Raw genomic sequence first — 26,803 nt, 5'->3', positions numbered from 1 at the left:
ATGCTTGAAGATCGCGAGCGTGACACGGCATCTGGCCATCATGCAGACGCGGATCATCGCCGCCGGCCTTCGCACGTTCGAAGGCGACGTCGACCGATTCGCCATTTTCTCTCTGGTCATGCGCGAAAGCCTGCGCGCGGGCACGCGGGTGCGGGGCATATCGATGCATTCGATGGCGATTTCGCTGTCGCGCTCGTTCGAGACGGTGCGGCGCCACGTCAACGCGTTGATCGCCGCCGGATTGTGCGCCCGCGTCCAGGGCGGCGTGGTGGTGAATCCCGATGTCTTCATGCGGTCCGATATCGACCATCTGATGACGGTGACGCACGACAGCTTCGTCGCCTTCGCGCAGGGCCTGCGCGATGCGGGCGAGTTGCCGCCGATCCGCGTGGCGACGGAATGCTACGTGCCGACCGCGGGTATCGGCGCTGCGGTCGACGTGATGCTGGGTACGGTGGAGAGCAACCGGGAAATCCACGGCAGCTGGCTCGACCTCGTGCTGTTTTCGACGATCCTGTGCGGCAATCTCGAGCGCTGGGCGGCGTTGCGTGACGCGCCGCAGGGTCCCGACGAGCGCATCCGGTTCAGCGGCGCGCATGCGATCCGCGCGAGCGTGCTGGCCCGGCTGCTCAACCTGCCGGAAACGACGGTGCGTCGCCGGCTGACCCGGCTGGGTGCCGCCGGCGGTCCGATCCAGCGACTGCGCCAAGGCTTCGTGATCCAGTCCGCATGGATGAACCGCGACGAGGCGTTGGAAACGAGCGCACGCACCGCCAGCCTCGTCCGCATGGCGCTCGCCGCGGCGGCGGTTCACGGCTTCCCGTTCGACCGGATCGAAAACGCCTATCTGGAGGGGCCGCCCCCGCCGGTCGTCTTCACCGATCGTATCGCCGCCTGATCGCGGCGACGGAGACGGCAAGGACGCTCACCCCATCGCCAGCGTCGTCGTCACCACGCGGTTCTTCCCCGTCCGCTTGGCATGGTACAGCGCGGTGTCGGCATCGCGCATCGCCTGGATCGGATCGCCGCGAACCTCGGCAAGACCGATCGAGATGGTCAGCGCGCCGATCTGCTCGCCGGTATCGCGGTTGACGAGCGATCGCGCGGCAATCGACTCGCGCACTGCGTCGAGATTCGCGAACGCCGCCTCGGCGCTGCTGTCGGGGAACAGGCAGGCGAACTCCTCGCCGCCATGGCGCCCGACCACCGCGGCCTTGCCCAAGTCGGTCTTCAGCGCACGGGCGACCAGTTTCAAGACGCGGTCCCCCGCATCGTGTCCGTGGCGATCGTTGATCGCCTTGAAATTGTCGATGTCGCACAACGCGACGCACCACGGCGGGTCGTGTGCGGCCTCCGCTTCTGCGCGCGCACGGAGGCGGGCGTCGAACCCGCGGCGGTTTATCAGCCCGGTCAGATGGTCCTGCTCCGCGACGCGGCGCGCGCGGTCGAGGTTGTCGCGCAGCTGCGACGTCTCGCGCCGCGTCTCGTCGAGCTGTTCCGCCATCTGGCGCGACGTCGCCACCGCCTGCACCGTCAGTTCGATCAGGCGGCCGATGGTGTCCTCGTCCGATCCGGTCATGCGCTGCGCCTCGAGGTCGAGCGCGCTGCCGTAATCCTGCGCCGAGGTGCACGACTGGCCGAGCAGTTGCAGGCAGCGGGCGAGTTGCATCGACAGCCCGTCCGCCATCTGCGCGACCATCGCCGGGCGGACCGCGCCGCTGCGGCTTTCGGCCAGCCAGCGAACGAAAGCGGCGTCCAGTCGCCCAGCGCCGCGCAACCGGTCGCGGATCGCCGCGACGAGCGCAGGGTCGTCGCCGCGAAGATAGTCGAGCACGACCCCGAACGTGTCCGCACCGAGCGGCAGGTGATGCGTGAACAGGAATTCCCCGATCTCCGCATATAGCGCGGCCTCGGCCGACCCTGCGGTGTCGGTGCGTGCAGCCGGCGGCGGGGCGAGCGCCATTTCACTGGGATAGGCAGGCGACAGCCACGCGGACAGGCGCGAACGCAGGCGAGGCTGGGCGGGCAGGGCCGGCGTCATCGGCGGGTCTCCATCGGTTCGGCGCGGGTCATGGGGCAGACGTCGAGGTCTTCCATCAGCGTGGCATGCAGCGCGGGCCAGCGGTCACCGAACCAATATTCGCCGCGCTCGGTGCGGATGATCGGATCGTCCTCCGTGCGGACGTCGCGGGCGCGCATATGCTGGTGGTCGGGAACGTCGAAGAACGCGCGCACCACGGGGGTCGCCGGCGTCTCGCCATCGCGGACCACCACGCCCAGCCGGTTCGAGCGGAGGCGGACGAGCGCGCCCAAAGGCTGGATGTCCAGGCTGGCGATGAAGGCGTGCAGGATCGCCATGTCGAAATGGCCATGCCATTCGAGCATCTGCGCCAGGGCATCGTGCGGCGACCATGCCCGTTTGTACGAACGGACGGATGTGACGGCATCGTAGACGTCGCAGATCGCCGCCATGCGCGCAAAGACGCTCAACGCATCGCCGGCAAGACCATTGGGATAGCCCGAGCCGTCCAGCTTCTCGTGATGCGCGTGGCAGACGTCCAGGATACGCGGATCGAGCCCGCCCAACTCCATCAGGGTAGCATGGCCCATGGCGGGGTGGCGCCGCATCGTGGCCAGTTCGTCGGGCGTCAACGGCCCGGTCTTGTCGACGATGGCGACGGGCACCTGGATCTTGCCGATGTCATGGACCAGTCCGGCCATGCCCGCAACGCGCACGTCCTCTTCGCCGAAGTCCAGCTGCCGCGCCAGCCCCATCATCAGCGCGCTGACCGCGACGGAGTGGATGTAGGTATATTGGTCGCGGTCCTTCATCCGCGTCACGGTCACCATCGCGCCCGCGTCGCGCATCATCGCGCTGGCGAGATCGTCGACGATCGCGAGCAGCTGATCGGCCCGGATCGCATGGCCCAGCCGCGCCTCCCCGAACAGCACGGTGACGCCCGCCACCGCCCGTTCGGTCGTGGCCCGCGCGGCTTCCAGCGGCGACGGGGGCCGACGGCGACGGCTGCGCGTCACGGGGGCGGGTGCGGAAAGCGACGGTTCGTCCAGCGGGGCGGGCCGCCCATGCAGGTCGCTGGCGGCGGCAAGCGTCAGCCCGCGGCCTTTTGCCAGGTCGATCGTGATGCTGGGGATCGACTGGCGTACGCGGTCGCGATCGCCGATGTCGGTCAACAGAAAACTCTTGCGCCAGAACGGGTTGTCCATCCAGGCGCAGTGGAGGGCGTGGACGTACATCCCCACCTCTGCCTGCCGGCCCTGGATGCGAAGGTAACGTCCACTGTCGGGTTTTGCGCTCATCGGAACGGCATGACCGATTCCGATGAATATTTGATCCACGGCTACTCAAAGTGGTGGCCTGGCGACGCGGAGTCACCCGTTTCGGGTATAAATTATTCCGCGATCGGCGCCGTCATGATCGCGCGCACGCCCGGCGCATTGTCGAGATAGTCGATGTCACCGCCCAGCCGCTGCACCATCGCCGCCATCATCCGGCTGCCGAAACCTTCGCCCTGACCCTTGCCGCGCCCCTCGTCGGCGACGATCAGCCGCAAGAGCGTACCGTGCTGCTCCAGCGCGATGAGCAGCGGACCGGCCCCGCCGCCATAGGCGTATTTGGTCGCGTTGATGACGAGTTCGGTCAGGATCAGGCCGATGTTGACGGCACGGTCGGTCGGCACCAGCACGGGCGCGAGATCCAGCCGCATCTGCGCGCCCCAGTCCGCCCCGAGCGAGGTCTTCATGTCGGCGATGAGTTCATCGACGTAACGCGCCAGGTCGACGCTCTCGACCTGGTCGTCGCGATACAGGCGACGATGGACCAGTGCGACGGCGGCAAGGCGCGCCTGCGCTTCGGCCAGATGGTCCGCGACCGCGCCGTCACCCGCGGTCTTTGCCTGCAGCCGCAGGAACGAGGCGACGAGTTGCAGGCTGTTCTGCACGCGATGGTTGACCTCCTTCATCAGGACGTCCTTCTGCGCGATCAGCGCGTCCTTCTCGACCAGGATGCGGTTGAGGTCGCGGTTGAGCGTGCGCAGCTGCTGGCTGGTGCGCGCCTCCTGGAAACGCCGGCGCAGGCGGTGTGCGGCCTCGATCTCCTCCAGCGACCAGCGCCGGGAACGCCCGCGTACCGTCTCGCTCCACGTCTCGAACGAGGCACGCGGCGTCAGTCGCTCGCCCGGTGCAAGCGCGACGGCCTTGTGTGGATTGCCCGCCCATTCGACCTCGGTGATCCGCTCGGCGCGCAGCCACAGCAACGTCGCATCCTCGTCGCCCAACGGCACGGCGATGACGCCGCTGGCCAGCGCGCGATGCTCCGCCATCGCGGGCAGCATCGTGTCCAGCTCGTGCGTCGCCACAGGCTCGCCGCCGCGCGCCTGTGCCCAGCGCGCGAGCATCGCCAGCACCGCGGGCGGGGGGCAGAGGCCGTCCGTCTCGATCGTGGTGCGCGTGACCATCGCAAACCCGTCGGCGCCCAGCATCGCGCGCAGGTCGCCCTTCACCACGCCGACGATCTCCGTCAGCGGCACGTCGTTCTGCAGCTTGGGCACGACGCTGTCCTCGGTCGCGCGCAGGCTCAGCCGTTCGCGATACGCCGCCGCCTCCTGCTTGGCGCGAATCTGGCGGGCAAGGCCGCTCGCCAGCGTCGCGGCGGCGCTGCGCACGTCGGGCGGCAACAGGCGCGGCGTCATATGGTGGCAGGCGACGAGCCCCCAGAGCAGCCCGTCCTTGACGATCGAGATCGAGGCCGATGCCTGCACGCCCATATTGTGCAGATAATCGACGTGGATCGGCGACACGCTGCGCAACGACACGTCGCTGAGATCGATGCCGGCAAGCGCGGCAGGGCGGATCGGTTGCGGGATATGAGCCGCGTCGGGGATCGAGCGCGTGCGATTGCGCACGTACAAAGCGCGCGCCTGACGCGGGATATCGCTTGCGGGGAAATGATGGTTGAGGAAGCTGTGCAGCGACGGTTCGCGATCCTCCGCGACGACGCAGCCGGCATCGTCGTCGAGGAAGCGGTAGATCATCACCCGGTCGAACCCGGTCAGCGTCCGGAACGCCCTCGCGGCGCGATCGTACAATGCCGACAGGTCGGCGGCGCGTTCGAAGCCGCCGGCCATCGCATCCAGCCACGTCAGCATCGACGTCGCCGTCGCCGCGGCGGTCGCGACGGGTTCGAGCTCGATCAACAGGTGGCGGCCGGCGCGGTGCAGCGTCGGCACGAACGTCTCGCCCATCCCTGCGACGAAGGGCACCATCGCGCCGTCCGGGCCACCGGGCAGCAACGCCTGGATCAGCGGGGCGATCGCGCAGCCCAGCACGTCGGCAGCGGGGCGACCCAGCCAGTCGACCGCCAGCCGTTCCTCGATCGCGCCGGCACCCCCGAGTATCTCGTGCGCGCCGTCCGCCGCCGCGATCAGCAACAGCCCGTGCGGCTGGATCGCGCCCGGCACATGGATCGGTTCGCGGTCGCAGGCGGTCAGGTCATGCCGAAGATCGGTCGGGTCGGTGGCCATCGTTACTCATGTCGTCGGAAAAGGAACCATGGGCCGCGGCACACGCCTTTACAATGCGAGCGATATTGATCCGGATCAACACGCGTCCTCGTCGCAGGTGCGATCATCCGCCGCTGCGTACGCTTGCGCACCCGGCGCTGGACGATACGGCCCGCGTGCGGCTAGGCCGGCACCCAATCCGCACCGCAGCGTTCGAGGACCATGATCCGGCTTTTCCACGTCAGCGACGTTCATTTCGGGGCGGAGGACCCCGCCGCTCTCGCCTGGTTCGAGGAACGGGTTGCGGCGGAAAAACCCGACGCCGTCATCATGACCGGCGACCTGACCATGCGCGCGACGCGGCGCGAATTCGAGCGCGGCGGTGCGTGGCTGCAGGGGCTGGGCGTGCCGGTGACGCTGGAGGTCGGCAACCACGACATCCCTTATTACTGGGACCCGTTCCGCCGCCTGCTCGCCCCCTACCAGCGTTATGCCGCGATCGAGCGGCTGATCGAGCACGAGCTGGACCTGCCCGGCGTGACCGTGGTGCCGCTGAAGACGACCGCACGCGCGCAATGGCGCTGGAACTGGTCGAAGGGGCGGGTCAGCCCCGGATCGCTGCGCCGCGCGCTGGCGATGATCGCCGCCGCGCCGAAGGGCAACATCATCCTCGTCGCCGCCCATCACCCCCTGATCGAGGGCGGTACGAAGGGGACGGCGAAGACCCGGCACGGCGATGGCGCGCTCACTGCGCTGGCGGCGGCGGGCGCGCATGCGGTGCTGAGCGGCCATGTCCACGATCCGTTCGATGTGCCAATCGATCGGGGGGGCTGGATCGTGCGGATGATCGGCGCGGGCACGCTGTCGCGCCGCACCCGCCGTACGCCCGCGTCTTTCAACGAAATCCGCATCATGGACGGACGCTTCGAAACGATCGCCCGCTGGCAAGGGGATCGGCCCGCCGCCGTCATCACCGAGGATGTACGCGCCGGCGCGTGAGCAACTGGGCCCGTATTCCTGAGGCCGACGGTTGGGCCGGTCAGCTCAGCATTCCACCACATTGACCGCGAGGCCGCCCAGGCTCGTCTCCTTGTATTTCGTGCGCATGTCCTCGCCGGTCTGGCGCATCGTTTCGATCACCGCGTCGAGGCTGACGACGTGGCTGCCGTCGCCGCGCAGCGCCAGATAGGCCGCGTTGATCGCCTTCACCGCCCCCATCGTGTTGCGTTCGATACACGGAATCTGCACCAGACCGCCGATCGGATCGCAGGTAAGACCCAGGTTGTGCTCCATGCCGATCTCCGCCGCATTCTCGACCTGCCGGTTGCTGCCGCCGAGCACCGCGGCGAGCGCACCCGCCGCCATCGAGCAGGCGACGCCCACCTCGCCCTGGCAGCCCATCTCCGCCGCCGAGATCGACGCGCGCTTCTTGTACAGCATGCCGATCGCCGCGGCGGTGTAGAGAAAGCGGCGCGCGCCCTCGCGGCGCTCCGCGAACGCCAGGTCCTTCGCGACCAAGGTCTCGTAATAGCGCAGCACCGCGGGCAGTACCCCGGCCGCGCCATTGGTGGGCGCGGTGACGACGCGGCCACCCGCCGCATTCTCTTCATTGACGGCGAGCGCCCACAGGCTGACCCATTCGAACACCTCCGCCGGGTTGCTGCCGGGGACGCAGCCGGTCAGCCCGCGCTCGATCGCCTGCGCCCGCCGCCGGACGCGCAGGCCCCCGGGCAACTCGCCGCTCTGCGCGATGCCGCGGTCGATGCACGCCATCATCGCATCGCGCACCGCGTCGAGGAAGCCGTCCGCCTCGTCCGGGCTGCGCCACGCATCCTCGTTGGCGCGGACCATGTCGGCGATCGACAGGCCGGTCACATCGCCGCGCGCGAGCAGTTCGCTGCCCGAAGAAAACGGGTGACGCACCGCGACATTGTGGGCCGCGACGGGCGCGCCCTTGCGCAGGATCGCGCCGCCGCCGATCGAGAAATAGGTTTCGGCATAGCCCGTGCCGTCCGCCAGCCGCGCGGTGAAGGTCAGGCCGTTGGGATGTTCGGGCAGGAAATCACGCGGGTGAAAGACGATGTCGGCGGCTTCCGAAAAAGGCACGCGCCGCTTGCCGGCCAGCGCCAGCCGCCCCTCGTCGCGGATGCCCGCCAGGATCGCGGGGACGGCATCGGGATCGAGCCGCTCCGGCTCCCAGCCGGCAAGGCCCAGGATCACCGCGGTGTCGGTGGCGTGGCCGCGCCCGGTCAGCGCCAGGCTGCCGTAAAGGTCGCAAGTGACGCCGACCGGCGCTGCGTCCTGCGCCAGCGCGCGCTGCGCGAAATCGCTGGCGGCGCGCATCGGCCCGACGGTGTGCGAGCTCGACGGGCCGATGCCGATGGTGAACAGTTCCGCGACGCTGATCGGGCGCGCGGCGCCGCGATCCAGGGTGTTCAAGGTGACGTCGGCCTGCATGCTGTTCCTCCGCCGCCTATGCGGCTGCTCGTCGCATGCCCCATCTGTCCCTTGCGCCTGAGATCGCTATCCCGTCGGCGGGCGTGGACGACCCACGCCTCTCTCCAGATGTCCGATGCCGACCTGGTCCTTTCGCCTGAGAGTTTCCGGGGCGGTTGCTCCTTCGGCGCCGGTCATGCCCGGTCTCTCCCGGATCGGCGGCGCCGGTATCGGGGAGCGGGCGGGGCGGGTCAAGCCGGGGTTGCGGCCCCGCGCGCCGCTGGCGGTCAACGCGCCGAGGCGCTCATCGCGGCAAGGCCCGGTTTCACCCGCCACGGTCTGGCAGCGCCCAGCCGCCATGCCAACAACAGGATCGCCGCGGCGGCTACACCCGCGGTCAGCGCAACGGGGGCGACCGGCATGTCGGTCAGCCGCGTCACGGCGCGCTCCCAGAATGCGGTGCGGCCGATCGTCTCGAAACCGATCAGTTGCGCCGCGGTGGCGGCCGCCGCGAGGCCGAATGCGACGCGCCCGTCCGATCGCCGGCTCGCCAGCACCAGCGCGATCAGCAGTGTCACGCCCTCCGCGAGATCGAACGCCAGTCGAAATCCCGCAAAGCCGGCCCAGCCGCCATGCGGGAAGCCGGGCAGGGCAGGGAAGAGCCGCCCGATGATCGGCGGCAACACCAGCAGCGCCGTCGCGAGCATCGCGGCGGCATGAACGCCCACGCGCCGGCGCCGTGCCAGGGCGTAGGCGACCAACGCGGTCACGCAGGGTCCGGCGATCATGTCGGCGATGACGAGCCGCGCACCGAAAGCGGCGTGAAAGGGATCGGCCTGTGTCCGCCACAGCCCCGCCATGCTCCACAGCGCCAGCGGCCCCGCCGCGGCGAACAGCGGCACGACGGCAAAGGTCGCCAGCCCTGCCGCCCGGTGCCACGCGGCCCTTCGCGCATGGATCGACCAGCTCTGCGCGGTGAGCAGCATCAGCCAAGCCGTCGCCGTCAGGCCGTGCGCATGAAGAGCGAAGGGCGCCTGCGCCAGCTGGCCGAGATAGCCGGGCCAGAAGGCGAGTGCGATCAGCGGAAAAAGCCCCAGCAACCAGCGATAGGCATGACGGTACGGCATCTCTTCTCCCCCCGAAGAAAGACACACGAACCATAACACAGAAGGGATCGCCCATAAAGCGTCCGCACCGGACATGTCGGTGGCGGGGGGCGGAACTGGTCGCCGAATAACGAGGCGTGCCGTCTCGCGCAAAAAAACCGCCGCCCGGCATCCCGGACGGCGGTTCTTTGTCTTCGGGCCGAGCGGCCGAACGAGGATCAGTCGTTCAGATACTCGCCCGCGGCCTCGTCGCTGCCGTCGCCCGAGGCGACGACCTCGGCGAGCGGGTCGGGACCCGCGCCGCCCGCATCACGTGGCGAACGCTTGTCCTCGGCGGCGCGCAGTTCGGCGGCCGACATCGGCGCGACGATCGCCGCCTGCAGCGCGCGCTGCTGCGCCCGGAGCGCGGCGTCGCGGCTGGTGGCCGCCACGCGCAGGCGGTTCATGCCCGCGCCCGTGCCCGCCGGGATCAGACGGCCGACGATCACGTTCTCCTTCAGGCCCATCAGCGTGTCCTGCTTGCCCTGGACCGCGGCCTCGGTGAGGACGCGGGTGGTCTCCTGGAACGACGCCGCCGAGATGAAGCTGCGGGTCTGCAAGCTCGCCTTGGTGATGCCGAGCAGGATCGGCTTGCCCTGCGCACGCGCCTCGTTCGGCCCGAGCTTGGCGTTGATCGCGTCCATCTCTTCGCGATCGACCTGCTCGCCGACGAGGAGGGTGGTGTCGCCCGACTCGATGATCTCGACCTTCTGCAGCATCTGGCGAACGATCACCTCGATGTGCTTGTCGTTGATCTTCACGCCCTGAAGTCGATAGACTTCCTGGATTTCCGAGACGAGATATTCCGCCAGCGGCTCGATGCCGAGCACTTCGAGGATGTCGTGCGGGTCGGGGCTGCCGCCGATCAGATTGTCGCCACGCTTGACGTAGTCGCCTTCCTGAACGTCGATCACCTTCGACTTGGGCACCAGATACTCGACGACCTCGCCGCCATCCTCGGGCTGGATGCCGATCTTGCGCTTCGCCTTGTAATCCTTGCCGAACACGACGCGGCCGGAGACCTTTGCGATGATCGCATTCTCCTTCGGCTTGCGCGCTTCGAACAGCTCGGCGACGCGCGGCAGACCACCGGTGATGTCGCGCGTCTTGGCGGCTTCGCGGCTGACGCGGGCGAGCACGTCACCCGCCTGCACCTGCGCACCGTCCTCGACCGACAGCGTCGCGCCGGCGGCGAGCATGTAGCGACCGCTCTCGCCGCTCGTCTCGTCGAGCAGGGTCAGGCGCGGACGCAGATCCTCCTTCGACTTGGACGAGGTGCGATATTCGGTCACGACGCGCTGCGCGATACCGGTCGCCTCGTCGGTCTGCTCGGTGAGCGTCTTGCCCTCCAGCAGGTCCTGGAAGCGAACGGTACCCGGGTTCTCCGTGATCACCGGCATGGTGAACGGATCCCATTCCGCCATCCGGTCGCCCTTCGACACCATATGGCCGTCGTCGAACATCACGTACGCGCCATAGGGGATACGGTGCACCGCCAGCTCGCGGCCGTCCATGTCGACGATCGCGATCTCGCCCGAGCGCGACAGCACCACGCGGCGACCACGCTGGTCGACGATCAGGCGCAGGTCGCGGAACTGGATCGTGCCGTCGACCGGCGCTTCCAGGTTCGACTGCTCGTTGAGCTGCGCCGCACCGCCGATGTGGAAGGTGCGCATCGTCAGCTGCGTACCCGGCTCGCCGATCGACTGCGCAGCGATGACGCCCACCGCTTCGCCGATGTTGACCGGCGTACCGCGGGCAAGGTCACGCCCGTAGCACTTGCCGCACACGCCGACCTTCGATTCGCAGACCAGCGGGCTGCGGATCTTCATGCCCTGGATGCCCATGGCCTCGATCTTCGCCACCATCGGCTCGTCGAGCAACGTACCCGTCGGGATGACGACCGCGTTGGTCTTCGGATCGACGACGTCCTCGGCCGTGGTGCGGCCCAGGATACGCTCGCCGAGCGAGGCGATGGTGCTGCCGCCCTGAACGATCGCCTTCATTTCCAGCGCGCGTTCGGTGCCGCAATCCTCCTCGATCACGACGCAATCCTGGCTGACGTCGACCAGACGGCGGGTCAGATAGCCCGAGTTCGCCGTCTTGAGCGCCGTGTCCGCCAGACCCTTGCGGGCGCCGTGCGTCGAGTTGAAGTATTCAAGGACGGTCAGACCTTCCTTGAAGTTCGAGATGATCGGCGTCTCGATGATCTCGCCCGACGGCTTGGCCATGAGGCCGCGCATACCGGCGAGCTGCTTGATCTGCGCCTGCGAGCCGCGGGCACCCGAGTGCGCCATCATGTAGATCGAGTTGATCGGCTTCTCGCGGCCGGCATTCTCGCCGTCCTCGTAGCGCTTCACCGCCTTGATCTCGTTCATCATGGCGTTCGCGACCTGGTCACCGCAACGGCTCCAGGCGTCGATCACCTTGTTGTACTTCTCCTGCTGCGTGATCAGGCCGTCCTGATACTGCTGCTCGTAATCCTTCACGAGCGTGCGGGTCTCTTCGACCAGCGCGTCCTTCTCGTTCGGGATGATCATGTCGTCCTTGCCGAACGAGATGCCCGCCTTGAACGCGTGCCGGAAGCCGAGGCTCATGATCGCGTCGGCGAACAGCACCGTCTCCTTCTGGCCGGTGTGACGATAGACCTCGTCGATCACGTCGCCCACGTCCTTCTTCGTGAGGAGGCGGTTGACGATCTCGAACGGCACCTTGTGGCTCTTGGGCAGCGTCTCGCCGAGCAGCATGCGGCCCGGCGTCGTCTCGACGCGCTTCAGATACTGGTTACCCTGTTCGTCGGTTTGCGGCACGCGGCTGACGATCTTGGTATGCAGCGTCACCGACCCGGCGTTGAGCGCCTGGTGCACCTCCGCCATGTCGGAGATCAGCATCCCCTCGCCGGGCTCGCCTTCCTTCATCATCGACAGGTAATAGAGGCCCAGCACCATGTCCTGCGACGGCACGATGATCGGCTTGCCGTTGGCGGGCGACAGGATGTTGTTGGTCGACATCATCAGGACGCGCGCTTCCAGCTGCGCCTCGAGGCTCAGCGGGACGTGCACGGCCATCTGGTCACCGTCGAAGTCGGCGTTGAACGCGGAGCAGACCAGCGGGTGCAGCTGGATCGCCTTGCCCTCGATCAACACCGGCTCGAACGCCTGGATGCCCAGACGGTGGAGCGTCGGCGCGCGGTTCAGCATCACGGGATGCTCGCGGATCACCTCGTCCAGGATGTCCCAGACTTCCTTGCGCTCCTTCTCGACCCACTTCTTCGCCTGCTTCAGGGTCATCGACAGACCCTTGGCGTCGAGGCGTGCGTAGATGAACGGCTTGAACAGCTCGAGCGCCATCTTCTTCGGCAGGCCGCACTGGTGCAGCTTGAGCTCCGGACCGGTGACGATGACCGAACGGCCCGAATAGTCGACGCGCTTGCCGAGCAGGTTCTGGCGGAAGCGGCCCTGCTTGCCCTTCAGCATGTCGGACAGCGACTTGAGCGGACGCTTGTTGGCGCCCGTGATCGTACGACCGCGGCGGCCGTTGTCGAACAAGGCGTCGACCGCCTCCTGCAGCATGCGCTTTTCGTTGCGGACGATGATGTCGGGCGCGCGCAGTTCCATCAGCCGCTTCAGGCGGTTGTTGCGGTTGATCACGCGGCGGTACAGGTCGTTGAGGTCCGACGTCGCGAAACGACCGCCGTCAAGCGGCACCAGCGGGCGCAGCTCGGGCGGGATCACCGGGATGACCTCGAGGATCATCCATTCCGGGCGGTTACCCGACTCCAGGAAGCTCTCGACGACCTTCAGCCGTTTGATGATCTTCTTGGGCTTCAGCTCCGACTTGGTCGTCGCCAGCTCTTCGAGCAGCGCGACCTTCTCGCCTTCGAGGTCGAGGCTCTCGAGCATGATGCGCACCGCTTCCGCGCCGATGCCGGCGGAGAAGGCGTCCTCGCCATATTCATCCTGCGCCTCGAGCAGCTCGTCTTCGGTGAGCAGCTGGAACTTCTCGAGCGGGGTCAGGCCCGGCTCGATGACGATATACGCCTCAAAGTACAGCACGCGCTCGAGCTGCTTCAGCTGCATGTCGAGCAGCAGGCCGATGCGCGACGGCAGCGACTTCAGGAACCAGATGTGCGCGACCGGCGCGGCGAGCTCGATATGGCCCATCCGCTCGCGGCGCACCTTCGACACCGTGACTTCGACACCGCACTTTTCGCAGACGATGCCCTTGTACTTCATGCGCTTGTACTTGCCGCACAAGCATTCGTAATCCTTGATCGGACCGAAGATGCGCGCGCAGAACAGGCCGTCACGTTCCGGCTTGAACGTACGGTAGTTGATCGTCTCGGGCTTCTTGATCTCGCCGAACGACCACGAACGGATCTTGTCGGGCGATGCGATGCCGATCTGGATCTGGTCGAACGTCTCGGGCTTGGCGACCGGATTGGCGAAATTGGTCAGTTCGTTCATGTTCTTACCTCTTTTTCCTCTCCCTGTGGGAGAGGAAGGGGCCCACCCGGCGCAGCCGGGTGGGAAGGTGAGGGTGGGGTGGTGGCGACCGTGCCGCCCTCACCCTTCCGCCGCCTGTCGGCGGCTCCCTCCCTCTCCCGGCGGGAGAGGGAGAGTGATGGCTTACTCCGCGGCCTCGGCGAGCCCGTCGTCGTCGGTCTCTTCCATCGACTTCAGGTCGACGTTGAGACCCAGCGAGCGCATTTCCTTGACGAGCACGTTGAAGCTCTCCGGAATGCCGGCCTCGAACGTGTCGTCACCCTTGACGATCGCCTCGTAGACCTTGGTGCGCCCGACGACGTCGTCCGACTTCACCGTCAGCATTTCCTGCAAGGTGTACGCCGCGCCATAGGCCTGCAGCGCCCAGACCTCCATCTCGCCGAAGCGCTGCCCGCCGAACTGCGCCTTGCCGCCCAGCGGCTGCTGGGTGACGAGACTGTAAGGCCCGATGGAACGCGCGTGGATCTTGTCGTCGACAAGGTGGTGCAGCTTCAGCACGTACTTGTAGCCGACGGTCACCTTGCGGTCGAACGCGTCGCCGGTGCGGCCGTCGAACAGCGTCACCTGACCCGATTCGTCCAGCCCGGCTAGCTTCAGCATGTCGGCCACGTCGGCTTCCACCGCGCCGTCGAACACGGGCGTGCCCATCGGCACGCCGGTCCGCACGTTCTGCGCCAGGTCGAGCAGCTGTTCGGGCGAACGCCGGTCGAGTTCCTCGACATACGTATCGCCATAGGCCAGCCGCAGCGCGTCCTTCACCGCTTCCGGCGCCTGGCCCGGCGTCGGGTTGGGGTTCTCCGCACGCCATGCATCGAGCGCCGCACCGATCTTGCGGCCCAGACCGCGCGCGGCCCAGCCCAGGTGCGTCTCGAAAATCTGCCCGACGTTCATGCGGCTCGGCACGCCCAGCGGGTTGAGCACGAAGTCGACCGGCGTACCGTCCTCGAGGAACGGCATGTCTTCCTGCGGCAGGATGCGGCTGATGATGCCCTTGTTGCCGTGGCGGCCGGCCATCTTGTCGCCCGGCTGCAGCTTGCGCTTCACCGCGACGAACACCTTGACCATCTTGAGCACGCCCGGCGGCAGCTCGTCGCCCCGCTCCAGCTTCTCGCGGCGATCCTCGAACTTGTCGCGGATACGCTTCGTCGCCTCGTCATACTGCGCCTTCACGGCTTCCAGGTTCGCCTGCACCGCATCGTCCTGCACCGCGAACTTCCACCATTCATGGCGGTCGACGCTGTCGAGCAGGTCCATGTCGATCGTCGAGCCCTTCTTGATGCCCTTGGGGGCCGCGGTCGCGACCTGGTCCAGCAGCATCTCGCGCAGGCGGCTCCACGTCGCCCGGTTGAGGATCGTGCGCTCGTCGTCGGCGTCCTTCTTCAGACGCTCGATCTCCTCGCGCTCGATCGCCATCGCGCGCTCGTCCTTGTCGATGCCGTGGCGGTTGAAGACGCGCACGTCCACCACCGTCCCGGCGACGCCCGGCGGCAGGCGCAGCGACGTGTCGCGCACGTCCGACGCCTTTTCACCGAAGATCGCGCGCAGCAGCTTTTCTTCCGGCGTCATCGGGCTTTCGCCCTTCGGCGTGATCTTGCCGACCAGGATGTCGCCCGGCTCGACCTCTGCACCGATGTAGACGATGCCCGCCTCGTCGAGGTTGCGCAAAGCCTCCTCGCCGACGTTGGGGATGTCGCGCGTGATGTCCTCCGGCCCGAGCTTCGTGTCGCGGGCCATCACCTCGAACTCGTCGATGTGGATCGACGTGAACACGTCGTCCTTCACGATCCGCTCGTTGATGAGGATCGAGTCCTCGTAATTGTAGCCGTTCCACGGCATGAACGCGACGAGGACGTTGCGGCCCAGCGCCAGCTCGCCGAACTCGGTCGACGGGCCGTCGGCGATGATGTCGCCGGCCTCGACCACGTCGCCCACCTTCACCAGCGGACGCTGGTTGATGCAGGTCGACTGGTTCGAACGCTGGAACTTCATCAGCGTGTAGATATCGACGCCGCTGACGCTCGCATCCACCTCACCGGTGGCGCGCACGACGATACGGGTCGCGTCGACCTGGTCGACGACGCCCGCGCGCTTGGCGCTGATCGCGGCGCCCGAATCGCGCGCCACCGTCTCTTCCATGCCGGTGCCGACGAACGGCGCCTCGGCCTTGACCAGCGGCACCGCCTGACGCTGCATGTTCGATCCCATCAGCGCGCGGTTCGCGTCGTCCTTCTCGAGGAAGGGGATCAGCGAGGCGGCGACGGAGACGAGCTGCTTGGGGCTGACGTCCATCAGCGTGATCGTCTCGGGGAGCGCCATCAGGAATTCGCCCGCCTGACGCGCGGAGACTAGCTCCTCGGTGAAGCGGCCGTCCGCGTCGGTCGCGGCCGATGCCTGCGCGACGGTGTGCTTCTGCTCCTCCATCGCCGACAGATAGACGACCTCGTTGGTCACCTGGCCGTTGTTCACCTTGCGGTACGGCGTCTCGATGAAGCCGTACTTGTTGACGCGCGCGAAGGTCGACAGCGAGTTGATCAGACCGATGTTCGGGCCTTCCGGCGTTTCGATCGGGCAGATGCGGCCATAGTGCGTCGGGTGAACGTCGCGGACTTCGAAGCCCGCGCGCTCACGCGTCAGACCGCCCGGCCCGAGCGCCGAGACGCGACGCTTGTGCGTCACTTCGGACAGCGGGTTGGTCTGGTCCATGAACTGCGACAGCTGCGACGAGCCGAAGAACTCGCGCACCGCGGCGACCGCGGGCTTGGCGTTGATCAGGTCGTTCGGCATGACGGTCGAGACGTCGACCGAGCTCATGCGCTCCTTCACGGCGCGCTCCATACGGAGCAGGCCGACGCGATACTGGTTCTCCAGCAGCTCGCCCACCGAACGGACACGGCGGTTGCCGAGGTTGTCGATATCGTCGATCTCGCCCTTGCCGTCCTTCAGACCGACCAAAGTCTTGATGACGGCGAGGATGTCTTCGCTGCGCAGCGTCGTCACCGTGTCCGGCGCGTCGAGGTCGAGGCGCATGTTCAGCTTGACGCGGCCCACCGCCGACAGGTCGTAGCGGTCCGGATCGAAGAACAAGCCGGCGAACAGCGCTTCCGCCGTCTCCAGCGTCGGCGGCTCGCCGGGGCGCATGACGCGGTAGATGTCCGACAAGGCCTGCTCACGCTCTTCGGCCTTGTCCGCCTTCAGCGTGTTGCGGATCCACGGACCCGTCGTGACGAAGTCGATGTCGAGCAGCTCGATCGTGTCGACGCCCGCCTGGTCCAGCTTCTCTAGGTTCTCGGCGGTGATCTCGTCACCCGCCTCGACGTAGATTTCGCCCGTCTTCTCGTTGATCAGGTCGTACGCCGAATAGCGGCCAAAGATTTCCTCGGTCGGGATCAGCAGCTCGGACAGGCCGTCCTTGCCGGCCTTGTTGGCGGCACGCGGCGAAATCTTCTGGCCGGCCGCGAACACGACCTCGCCCGACTTCGCATCGACGATGTCGAACATCGGCTTGACGCCGCGCCAGTTCTCCGGCGCGAACGGAATGCGCCAGCCACCTTCACCGCGGACGAAGGTCACGCGGTTGTAGAAGTGATTGAGGATGTCTTCCGAATTCATGCCGAGCGCATAGAGCAGCGCCGTGACCGGCAGCTTGCGCTTGCGGTCGATACGGACGTTGACGATGTCCTTCGCGTCGAACTCGAAGTCCAGCCACGAGCCGCGATACGGAATGACGCGCGCCGCGAACAGATACTTGCCGCTGGCGTGGGTCTTGCCGCGGTCATGGTCGAAAAGGACGCCCGGCGAACGGTGCATCTGCGACACGATCACGCGCTCGGTGCCGTTGATGAAGAAGGTGCCGTTCTCGGTCATGAGCGGCATGTCGCCCATGTAGACGTCCTGCTCCTTGATATCGATGACCGACTTGGCCTCGGTATCCGGATCGACCTCGAAAGCGGTCAGGCGCAAGGTAACGCGCATCGGCGCTGCATAGGTGATGCCGCGCTGGCGGCATTCCTCCACGTCGAACTTCGGCGGTTCGAGCACGTAATCGTCGAAGTCGAGATAGGCGGTGCCGGCGAAATCCTGGATCGGGAAAACCGACCGCAGCGTCTTTTCCAGGCCCGAGACGTGACCGGTGCTCTTGTCGGAGCGCAGGAACTGCTCGTAGCTTTCGCGCTGAACCTCGATCAGGTTCGGCATCTGGATGACTTCGTGGATGTCGCCGAAGATCTTGCGGATGCGCCGCTTTGCGGTGCTGGTCTGCTGGATCGCCTTGGTCGCCATGGATCTATTGTGCCTCGTCAGCCGTATATCGTGCCCGGAAAGCCTCCGGACGGGACGCGAGAGGGTCAGAGACGCGAAAAAGCCGATCGCAACATTGTGCGTCGGCCTTCGAGCGTCCATGATACCGGCAGCTTCCTATTCGTATGACGGCGCTGCGCGACGGCGCCCCATGTCCCGAAAGCTGTGGTGAGGGGCGGGATATAGGCGCAGGGGGGCGGCTTGTCAAAGGGGGGCTCCTCTCCCGCCGGCGGGAGGGGTTGGGGACCGGTGGTAGCCGTAAAGACGCACTTGGTCACCAAGCACATCTCCCTCGTCACCCCGGCCGAAGAGCCGGGGTCCCGCTTCCTTTTCCGACCGATCCGCAAAAAGCGGGACCCCGGCTCAAGTCCGGGGTGACAGTTCCTCTCGGGAGATCGTCGCGGTAGTAACGTGCCATGCCGTTCGTGTTCCTCGCCGCTGTCGCGCTTGCCGCCGCTCCCGCCGACGACCCCGCCGCCACCTTCGCCGCGCTGCGCGAAGTCGACGGGCGGATGGCGGCGATCGCCTATCGCCTTACCACCGCCAACGCGCCGCTATGCCGCGAACGCCAGCCGACCCCCGGCTGGGCGCTGCACAGCATCGGCCAGTATGACGCGCCCCTGCGTGCGCAGGCGAAGGTCAGTTTCGGCTTCGAACGCCCCGTGGCGGTCGAGGCGGTCGTCCCCGGCTCGCCCGCCGCCGCGGCCGGGATCGTGCCCGGCGATTCACTCGTCTCTGTCGACGGCCATGCCCTTCCCGACGCGCCGCCGCCGGACCGCGCCAGCAGCGCCGCGCGCGACGCCGCGCAGGAGATGATCGCCGACCTTCCCGCCGACAAGCCGCTCGTCGTCACCTTGCTCCACGATGGCCGCACCCGCACCGTCACGCTGCCCGCCTCGCCGGGCTGCCGCAGCGCCTTCGAGGTGCTGCTCGGCCCGAAGATGGAGGCATCGTCCGACGGACATATCGTCCAGATCGGCGTCCGGTTCTTCGCGCGCTATACCGACGAGGAACTGGCGGTCGTCATCGGCCACGAGCTCGCCCACACCATCCTGCGCCATCGCGCGCGGCTCGACGCGGCGGGCGTCGATCGCGGCCTGCTCGCGGAGGTCGGCCGTAACGGGCGCCTGTTCCGCGAAACCGAGGATCAGGCGGACCTGCTCGGCATGTACCTGATCCGCAACGCCGGATGGGACCCGCGCGCCGCGATCCGCTTCTGGCGCGAACATGGCGGCGAGGTCGATGGCGGCCTACTGCGCAGCCGCACGCATCCCTCGTCCAAGGCCCGCGCCGCGGCCCTAGAAGCCGCGCTCGCGACGATGCCACCGAACGCGCCTACACCCTACCTCCCGCCGATCCTCGCCGAGGCGGACAAGCCGCTCAGCTAAATCCTCCCCGCCCGCGGGGAGGGGGACCGCCGAAGGCGGTGGAGGGGGGGACGGCACACGCTGCGCTGTGCGGAAGCCCCCTCCATCAGCGCTGACGCGCTGCCACCTCCCCGTGCCGGGGAGGAGAATCAATAGCCGGCGTCCAAATCCGCGACGTTGCGCATCGGCCGCCCCGCCAGAAAGGCGTCGAGATTCTCCAGAAACAGCGCCGCGCCCCGCTGGAACATCTGCGTCTGGCTGCGCCCCGACAGGTGCATCGAGATCATGCAGTTCGGCGCATCCCACAAGGGATGATCCGTCGGCAAAGGCTCCGGCTCGGTCGGGTCGAGGAATGCGCCGCCGATCCGTTTGCCGCGCAACGCGTCGAGCAGCGCGCCTTCATCGATCATGTCGCCGCGCGCGATGTTGATCAGCCATGCACTCGGCCGCATCGCCGCCAGCTCGGTCGCGCCGACCATCGCCTTCGTCGCCCCGGTCGATGGCGCGGCGAGCACCACCCAGTCGTAATCGCCGATCCGCGTCCGCCAGTCGTCCGGGCCCAGCGTGCCGTCGCGCCCCGATCGCGTCACGCCGTCGACCGCGACGCCGAACGCCGCCAGCCGCTCGCCGATCAGCCGCCCGATCGTACCATAGCCGACCACCAGCGCGCGGCTGCCGTCCAGTTCGACCTTGCCCGGCGCGTCGCGCAGCCATTCGTGCCGGCGCGCCGCCTCGAGCACGACATCGAAACGCTTTGCCGCGACCAGCATGCCCATCACCGCATATTCCGCGACCGCGACCGCGTTGATCCCTGCGCCGTTGGTCAGCGTCGTCCCCTTCGCGCGCAGCACGTCGAGCGGGAAGGCGTCGAGGCCGGCATAGATGGTCGACACCCATTTCAGCGTCGGTCCTGCCGCACGGATCGCGTCAGCGACCAGCCGCGTCGGCTGCATGTCGACCCAGGCGATATCGGCATCGGCGATCATCGCCGTCGCTTCCTCCGGGCTCGTGAACCACGCCACGTCTAGTCCCGCGGGCAATCGCGGTTCGAGCAGGGGACGGGCGATTGCAGGCAGGACCGCCTTCATGCCTGCACCTTCCAGTCCCAGCCGATCGCGTCGCCGTCCATCACCTCAACCCCCAAAGCCGCCAGCTCGTCGCGGATCGCATCGCTGCGCGGGAAATCCTTCGCAGCCCGCGCTTCGCGGCGCTCCGCCAGCCGAGCGGCGATGCCCGTCTCATCGATCCCCGCAGTATCGGGCCGCACGCGCAAATCCTCGCGCGCGAGCGTCAGCAGGTTGAGCCCCAGCACTGCGTCGAAATCCTCAAGCGCCGCCAGCCGGTCCTGCGGGCTCACCCTTTTGTCGGCGAGCAGCTCGTCGAGCACGGGCAGCGCGCGCGGCGTGTTGAGATCGTCCGACACCGCCGCATCCAGCCGCTCGCGATAGGGGGAGGCGGCGGCAACCCCCTTGCCCTCGCCGCGCGCCTTAAGCGCCGCGATGCTCTGCACCAGCCGTTTCAGCCGGGTCTGTGCCGCGGCCAGATTCTCCCAGCTGAACTCCAGCTCGCTGCGATAGTGCGCCTGCAGGCACATCAGACGATAGGCGAGGGGGTGGAAACCGCGCGCGACGAGCGCCGGCAGCGTCAGGAATTCGCCCGACGACTTGCTCATCTTCCCTGTCCGGTCGACCAGGAAGTTGTTGTGCATCCACACGCTCGCGCCGGTGTCCGCGCTGCACGCATGCGCCTGGTTCTGCGCGATCTCGTTGGGATGGTGGATTTCGCGATGGTCGATGCCGCCGGTGTGGATGTCGAAATGATCGCCTAGATACTGGCGGCTCATCACCGAACATTCCAGGTGCCACCCCGGCGCACCGCGGCCCCACGGGCTGTCCCATTCCATCTGCCGGTTCTCGCCCGGCGCGCTGGTCCGCCAGATCGCGAAATCGGCCGCCTGGCGCTTGCCCGCGACGCTGTCGATGCGCCCCTCGACCGGGCCCTCATCGCGCGTGCCCGCAAGCAGGCCGTAATTCGGCACCGTGCTGACGTCGAAATACAGGCCGTCGGGCAGGCGATAGCAATGTTTGTCGGCGATCTTCTCGCCGAACGCGATCATCTCGGCGATATGGTCCGTCGCCAGCGGGAAGCGCGAGGGGTCGCGGACGTTCAGGTCCTTCAGGTTCTGCTTGAACGCCTGCGTATAATGCGCCGCGATCGACCAGATATCCTGGCCGCTTTTCTTCGCCGCCGCCTCCATCTTGTCGTCGCCCGCATCCGCGTCGCTGGTCAGGTGGCCGACATCGGTAATGTTGATGACGTGCGTCAGGCCATAGCCCTTCCACGTCAGCGCCCGGCTCAGCGTGTCGGTGAACACATAGGCGCGCAGATTGCCGATATGCGCGTAGTGATAGACCGTCGGTCCGCACGAATAGATACGCACGTTGGCGGGGTCTGCGGGCACGAACGTCTCGGCCGCGCGGGTCAGGCTGTTATAGAGCGTGATCGGCGTCATGGGTTAGGGCCTTAGCGCGGGCGGGGCGGGAGCGCCACGGCTTCGCGCCGCCCGGCGAGGCGCGGGTTGCCATCGCGCAGACTCGCTGCTAGGGGAGCCGTTCGCACGGCGCGGACCCTTGTCCGCGGCCGCATAATCTATTGACTGGAGTTCATCGGTTTTATGCAGATCGTCGTCCGCGACAATAACGTCGACCAGGCCCTCCGCGCGCTCAAGAAGAAGCTGCAGCGCGAGGGCGTGTATCGCGAGATGAAGCTGCGTCGTCATTACGAGAAGCCGTCGGAAAAGCGTGCGCGCGAGCGTGCCGCTGCGGTCCGCCGCGCCCGCAAGCTTGAGCGCAAGCGCGCCGAGCGTGACGGCGCCCGGTAATCGCGTCGCCCCGGTGCGCGCGCCGGGGCAAACACTGCGACTTTCGAGACCTTTCACCGGTGACGGCCGGCCCGGCACCACAGCTCCAGGTGCCATCACGATGTCGACCGTCACCGCCGTTCCGCTGCGCCCCGTCAAGCGCAGCTACCTCGTCTATCTCTGGGTCGGCATCGCGCTGGCCGTTGCCGCCGCTTTCCTGCTGGCGCGTCAGGGTGACGATTTCCTGACCCGCAATGCGCGCCGTGCCGGCGTGATGACGACCGCATCGGGCCTGCAATATCAGGTGCTGCAGCCGGGCGCGCCCGGCGCCGCCAAGCCGACCGACAGCGACGTCGCGCTCATCACCTACGAAGGGCGTCTGCTCAATGGCACCGTCTTCGACAAGTCGCAGCAGCCGACGCCGATGCCGGTGGCCGGCGTCGTTCCGGGCTTTTCCGAAGCGCTGAAGCTGATGCCGAAGGGGTCGAAGTACCGCGTCTGGATCAAGCCCTCGCTCGGTTACGGCGCGGACGCCCGCGGGCCTATCCCGGCCAATTCGACGTTGGTTTTCGATATCGACCTGCTCGAATTCCTGCCCGAGGCGGTCGTTCGCCAGATGCAGATGCAGCAGCAGAGCATGATGGGCCGTCCTCAGGGCGCGCAGCCGGCGCTGCCCGGCGGCCGCTGAGGTCGCGCCGTCCGGGTAACGCGAAAGGGCCCGCATCCCCGAACAGGGAATGCGGGCCTTTTCGTGTCCGCTTGAGACACCTGACACAGGCCTCTGCGACGCAGCGGGCGTCGGGCGGGATGGACCAGAGGCGGGCTTGCTGCTGCCTGCATGTATCGATCCGCGCAGGGCAAAAAAAAAGCGGCCCGAAGGCCGCTATTTCCTAGCCGAAGCTATCGGTCAGCTTAGTTGCTGGCCGGCTTGCCGTTATCGTCGGCGACGACGATGATGCCAGCGACGACCGCAGCGGCCGCCAGGATCGCGATGATCACGCCGCCACCGGCCAGGCCGTTCTTCTTCGACGAAACCGAACCGGTGCGGACCGACTTCGAAACCGACAGGCTCGCCGCCGGGTTGGCCGGAGCGGCCACAGCCGGAGCAACCGCCATCGTGGCGGCAGCGGCGGCCATGAGAATCTTCCCAAGACGCATGATGAACTCCCTCTTGTGCTCGTCAACTGGCGCCCTGCCACAATTAGGACAACAGGGCAACCCGACTAAACCCCGTTGCCACAATCGGTTCCGGGCCGTTGCGGCGGTGCAACATACACCGTCAACAAAACGTTAATGCGGCGCCACGGTTGGAGGTCCAGGCAGACATGCGGTGTCCGTGGCCTCAGACCGCCTCGAGCGTCCACGTACGATCCGCTTCCAGCCCCAATGCCGTCAGCCGTCCCGTCGAATAGGCGCCCGTGTCAACGCCGATGCGATGGGGTCGCACGTCCAACCCGTCGCTGATCGTATGGCCATGGACGACGATCTTATCCAGCGGGCGGCCATGGTCGAGAAACGGATCGCGGATCCAGCGCAGGTCGCTGCCACGTTGCGCTTCCAGCGCGACGCCCGGGCGGATGCCGGCATGGACGAAGACGTAATCGCCGATGACGACCATATTCTCGAAGCCGGCGAGGAAAGCGCGGTGGCTGTCTGGGACCAGCCGGTCCAGCGCCTGCACCAGTTCCTCGTAATCCATCCGCTCGTAATCCGCCGCGTCGAGCCCATAGCTGATAACGGTCTCGCGCCCGCCGATCCGGCAAAACAGGCGCAACGCCTTGGGCTCGCCCTCGATTGCACCGAGGAAAATCTCCTCATGGTTGCCCAGCAGGAAATGCGTGTCGGGCCGCTCGGTCGCGAGCAGGCGCAGTCGCTCGATAACCGCCGCCGAGGCAGGGCCGCGATCCACGAGGTCGCCGAGGAAGATCAGCGTCGTCTTCGCCGGCCCGCGCGTCGCGTCGTCTTCTGCGATCTGCGCCAGCAAGCGGTCGAGCAGATCCGCGCAGCCATGGATGTCGCCGATCGCATAGACACGCTCGCCGGAAGGAATGGAGCCTGCCGGCACCAAGGAGGTGCGGCGGGACTTGAGCAGCTTGCTGAGCATGGGGGTCCGGGTAATGGGCGACAGCGCGCGCAGATAGGGAGCCGCGGCACTCGCCGCAACCGGCTGAACCCCCGGTGAAGCGCGCTATCCCGCCAGACGGACGGGCGCGGGCTTGCGCTGGAACCGCGGCTGGTCCGGCCAGATGCCACGGGTGTCGAGCACGGCCTTGTCGTGGCGCTCCTCCCGCGGCACGGACTTGAACACGTCGTGGTCGACCAACACGACCATGATCGCACAGCGCTCGATCGCGCTGTCGACATCGATGAGGGCCGCGCCATGCCGCGCGAGCGCGGGGGGGAGGGCATCGGCATAGGGCTCGACGATCGCGACGCGCTCGCCGAATCGCGCCGCGAGCGCTTCGGCCACTTTCAGTGCCGGGCTTTCGCGGAAATCGTCGATGTTCGCCTTGAACGCGAGGCCCAGGCACGCGACCGTCGCGCCGGGCATCGATTCGATCAGGGCGCTCGCCTGCGCGATGACATGATCGGTCTTGCCATCGTTGACGGTGCGCGCGGTGCGGATCAGCGGCGTCTCATTGGGCGCCGCATGCACCAGGAACCAGGGATCGACCGCGATGCAATGCCCGCCGACGCCGGGGCCCGGTTGCAGGATGTTGACGCGCGGATGCCGGTTGGCGAGGCGGATCACCTCCCAGACATCGACGCCCATTTTGTCGGCGACGAGGCTGAGTTCGTTGGCGAAGGCGATGTTGACGTCGCGGAACGCATTTTCGGTGAGCTTCGTCATCTCCGCCGCGCGCGCATTCGTCGTGACGCACGCGCCGCGCACGAACCGGCGGTAGAAGGTCAGGGCTTTGCGCGCGCATCGCGGCGTGATGCCGCCGATGACCCGGTCGTTGTCGATCAGTTCGACCAGGATGCGGCCGGGCAGCACGCGCTCGGGGCAATAAGCGATGGCGATATCCGCGGTCTCGCCTGCACGGCCGGGGACGCGCAGGTCGGGGCGTAATGTCGCCAACAGGTCGCGCACCTGCTCGGTCGTGCCCACCGGTGATGTCGATTCGAGGATGACGGTGTCGCCCGCCTTCAGCACCGGCGCGATCGTCGTCGCCGCCTGTAGGACGTAGGTGATGTCGGGCGCATGATCGTCGGAGAAGGGCGTTGGCACCGCGATGACGAAGACGTCGGCGGGCGCGACCTCGGTCGCGGCGCGCAGCGTGCCGCGGGCGACGACGCCGGAGACGAGGCCGTCGAGATCGACCTCCTCGATATGGACGCGCCCCGAATTGACCGTATCGACAACGTTTTGCGACACGTCGATGCCGAGCACGCGTGCCCCCGTCCGTGCGATCACCGCGGCGGTCGGCAGGCCGATATAGCCGAGGCCGAGGACGACGACGTTGAGTTCAGAGTCCGAAACCATCGGCGATGATCCTCGCGATCCTGTTGCTTGCCTGGCCGTCGCCGAACGGGTTGTGGGCGCGCGCCATGGCGGAATAGGCGGCCTTGTCGTCGAGAAGCGTGAAGACTTCGGAAACGATGCGATCCTCGTCCGTGCCCACCAGCCGCGCGGTGCCGGCCGCGATGCCTTCGGGCCGTTCGGTGGTATCGCGCATCACCAGCACCGGTTTGCCGAGCGCTGGCGCCTCTTCCTGCACGCCGCCCGAGTCGGTGAGCGCGAGATCGCACAGGCCGAGCGCACGGATGAAATGCGGATAGTCGAGCGGCGCGATCCGCGCGACGTTCGGTCGATCGCCCAGTACGCTGTCCATCACTGCGCCGACATTGGGGTTGGGATGCATGGGAAAGAGCAGGGCCGTGTCGTCGCGATCCGCGATCCGCGCGATGGCGCGCGCGATTGCGGCCATGCCATCGCCGAAATTTTCGCGCCGGTGCGTCGTGACGAGGATCAGGCGCTTGCCGGCAAACCGATCCGCTATCGTGTCGAGAGCGGCGGCAAGGGCGGGATCGGCCGCGATCCGGTCGCGCGTCCATAGCAAGGCGTCGATCACGGTATTGCCGGTGACGTGGACGCCGTCGCTTATGTTCTCGTGTGCGAGCGCGTCGGCGGCGGTCTGCGTCGGCGCGAAATGCAGGTCCGCGATCGGTGCGACGATCCGGCGGTTCACCTCTTCCGGCCACGGATGGTAGATATCGCCGGAGCGCAGCCCCGCCTCGACATGCGCGACGGGAACCTTGCGATAATAACCCGCAAGCGCGCCAACCATCGCAGTCGCGGTATCGCCCTGCACGACGACGCGGTCGGGCCGGACGCGGTCCATCACCTCGCCCAGCGCGACGAGCAGACGCGCGGTCAGCCGGTCAAGCGTCTGGCCCGGCTCCATCAGGTCGAGGTCGATGTCGGGGATGAGCCCGGCGATCGCGAGCACCTGGTCGAGCAGCCCGCGATGCTGCGCGGTGACGCAGGTGGTGACCGCTATCCGCCCGTCCGCGGCAAGCGCCCGGATGACGGGAAACAGCTTGATCGCCTCCGGCCGCGTGCCGAAAATGACGAGAACCTTAGGAGGCGACGTGACGGGCATGTTGCGATACCTATAACGACCGCATTAACAGCCTCATAAGCATTCGCACGTCGCGTGAAAGTCTTCCA

18 protein-coding genes and 1 riboswitch are annotated in these 26,803 nt (G+C 67.3%); of the genes, 5 read left to right on the top strand and 13 right to left on the bottom strand.

Features of this window, described 5'->3' with window-relative positions; all coding sequences use genetic code 11:
* The first annotated feature begins 4 nt into the window (after positions 1–4).
* Positions 5–898: a hypothetical protein gene (locus DM480_RS01685; RefSeq protein ID WP_232834079.1), complete on the top strand. Its 894-nt coding sequence runs from the start codon at positions 5–7 to the stop codon at positions 896–898.
* 27 nt (positions 899–925) lie between these two features.
* On the opposite strand, the gene DM480_RS01680 is transcribed toward DM480_RS01685, so the two are convergent.
* The 3 genes from DM480_RS01680 to DM480_RS01670 all read right to left on the bottom strand — a co-directional run bounded on the left by DM480_RS01680 (position 926) and on the right by DM480_RS01670 (position 5,540).
* Positions 926–2,041: a GGDEF domain-containing protein gene (locus DM480_RS01680; protein ID WP_115377270.1), complete on the bottom strand. Its 1,116-nt coding sequence runs from the start codon at positions 2,039–2,041 to the stop codon at positions 926–928.
* Positions 2,038–3,318, bottom strand: coding sequence for an HD-GYP domain-containing protein (locus DM480_RS01675; RefSeq protein ID WP_115377269.1), 1,281 nt, complete (start codon positions 3,316–3,318; stop codon positions 2,038–2,040). Before DM480_RS01675 ends, DM480_RS01680 begins: the two co-directional genes overlap by 4 nt.
* A 92-nt stretch (positions 3,319–3,410) precedes the next feature.
* A complete protein-coding gene (locus DM480_RS01670; RefSeq protein ID WP_115377268.1) occupies positions 3,411–5,540 on the bottom strand; it encodes a histidine kinase dimerization/phosphoacceptor domain -containing protein in 2,130 nt (709 codons plus the stop codon).
* A gap of 201 nt (positions 5,541–5,741) precedes the next feature.
* On the opposite strand from DM480_RS01670, the gene DM480_RS01665 reads away from it, so the two are divergent.
* Entirely contained in the window at positions 5,742–6,518 is a 777-nt protein-coding gene (locus DM480_RS01665; protein ID WP_115377267.1) for a metallophosphoesterase family protein, read from the top strand.
* Between the two features lie 45 nt (positions 6,519–6,563).
* Here the strand turns inward: DM480_RS01665 and DM480_RS01660 are convergent, their stop codons facing one another.
* The 4 genes from DM480_RS01660 to rpoB form a co-directional block, all read right to left on the bottom strand.
* Positions 6,564–7,976, bottom strand: coding sequence for an L-serine ammonia-lyase (locus DM480_RS01660; protein WP_115377266.1), 1,413 nt, complete (start codon positions 7,974–7,976; stop codon positions 6,564–6,566).
* A gap of 114 nt (positions 7,977–8,090) precedes the next feature.
* A riboswitch (glycine riboswitch) is annotated at positions 8,091–8,178 on the bottom strand.
* A gap of 64 nt (positions 8,179–8,242) precedes the next feature.
* Positions 8,243–9,082 (bottom strand): hypothetical protein, encoded by an 840-nt coding sequence (locus DM480_RS01655; RefSeq protein WP_115377265.1) that lies wholly within the window; start codon positions 9,080–9,082, stop codon positions 8,243–8,245.
* A 197-nt stretch (positions 9,083–9,279) separates the two neighbouring features.
* Complete coding sequence (rpoC, locus tag DM480_RS01650; protein ID WP_115377264.1) at positions 9,280–13,566, bottom strand: DNA-directed RNA polymerase subunit beta'; 4,287 nt, start codon at positions 13,564–13,566, stop codon at positions 9,280–9,282.
* Positions 13,567–13,728: 162 nt separating this feature from the next.
* Positions 13,729–17,883 (bottom strand): DNA-directed RNA polymerase subunit beta, encoded by a 4,155-nt coding sequence (rpoB, locus tag DM480_RS01645; protein WP_115377263.1) that lies wholly within the window; start codon positions 17,881–17,883, stop codon positions 13,729–13,731.
* 434 nt (positions 17,884–18,317) lie between these two features.
* On the opposite strand from rpoB, the gene DM480_RS01640 reads away from it, so the two are divergent.
* Positions 18,318–19,289: a M48 family metallopeptidase gene (locus tag DM480_RS01640; RefSeq protein ID WP_115377262.1), complete on the top strand. Its 972-nt coding sequence runs from the start codon at positions 18,318–18,320 to the stop codon at positions 19,287–19,289.
* A gap of 128 nt (positions 19,290–19,417) precedes the next feature.
* On the opposite strand, the gene DM480_RS01635 is transcribed toward DM480_RS01640, so the two are convergent.
* Together DM480_RS01635 and cysS are read right to left on the bottom strand one after the other, a co-directional pair.
* Positions 19,418–20,356, bottom strand: coding sequence for a D-2-hydroxyacid dehydrogenase (locus DM480_RS01635; RefSeq protein ID WP_115377261.1), 939 nt, complete (start codon positions 20,354–20,356; stop codon positions 19,418–19,420).
* A complete protein-coding gene (gene cysS / locus DM480_RS01630; protein WP_115377260.1) occupies positions 20,353–21,780 on the bottom strand; it encodes a cysteine--tRNA ligase in 1,428 nt (475 codons plus the stop codon). The genes DM480_RS01635 and cysS overlap by 4 nt, the downstream gene beginning before the upstream one ends.
* A gap of 162 nt (positions 21,781–21,942) precedes the next feature.
* Between cysS and rpsU the strand changes: the two genes are divergently transcribed.
* Together rpsU and DM480_RS01620 are read left to right on the top strand one after the other, a co-directional pair.
* Complete coding sequence (gene rpsU / locus DM480_RS01625; RefSeq protein ID WP_017978269.1) at positions 21,943–22,149, top strand: 30S ribosomal protein S21; 207 nt, start codon at positions 21,943–21,945, stop codon at positions 22,147–22,149.
* Between the two features lie 100 nt (positions 22,150–22,249).
* Positions 22,250–22,816: an FKBP-type peptidyl-prolyl cis-trans isomerase gene (locus DM480_RS01620; RefSeq protein ID WP_115377259.1), complete on the top strand. Its 567-nt coding sequence runs from the start codon at positions 22,250–22,252 to the stop codon at positions 22,814–22,816.
* 224 nt (positions 22,817–23,040) lie between these two features.
* Here the strand turns inward: DM480_RS01620 and DM480_RS01615 are convergent, their stop codons facing one another.
* The 4 genes from DM480_RS01615 to wecB form a co-directional block, all read right to left on the bottom strand.
* Entirely contained in the window at positions 23,041–23,265 is a 225-nt protein-coding gene (locus DM480_RS01615) for a hypothetical protein (protein ID WP_115377258.1), read from the bottom strand.
* 205 nt (positions 23,266–23,470) lie between these two features.
* Positions 23,471–24,232 carry a metallophosphoesterase family protein gene (locus DM480_RS01610; RefSeq protein WP_115377257.1) on the bottom strand — a complete coding sequence of 254 codons (762 nt, stop codon included), beginning with the start codon at positions 24,230–24,232 and terminating at the stop codon, positions 23,471–23,473.
* Positions 24,233–24,316: 84 nt separating this feature from the next.
* Positions 24,317–25,615, bottom strand: coding sequence for a UDP-N-acetyl-D-mannosamine dehydrogenase (wecC, locus tag DM480_RS01605; protein WP_115377256.1), 1,299 nt, complete (start codon positions 25,613–25,615; stop codon positions 24,317–24,319).
* Positions 25,599–26,735 carry a non-hydrolyzing UDP-N-acetylglucosamine 2-epimerase gene (gene wecB / locus DM480_RS01600; protein ID WP_115377255.1) on the bottom strand — a complete coding sequence of 379 codons (1,137 nt, stop codon included), beginning with the start codon at positions 26,733–26,735 and terminating at the stop codon, positions 25,599–25,601. The genes wecC and wecB overlap by 17 nt, the downstream gene beginning before the upstream one ends.
* Between the last annotated feature and the right edge of the window lie 68 nt (positions 26,736–26,803).

Origin of the sequence: Sphingomonas sp. FARSPH, assembly GCF_003355005.1 — a bacterium.
Taxonomy (GTDB): Bacteria; Pseudomonadota; Alphaproteobacteria; order Sphingomonadales; family Sphingomonadaceae; genus Sphingomonas.
Note: the sequence above shows the minus strand (reverse complement) of the source record. Positions and strands in the feature narration are given on the sequence as shown.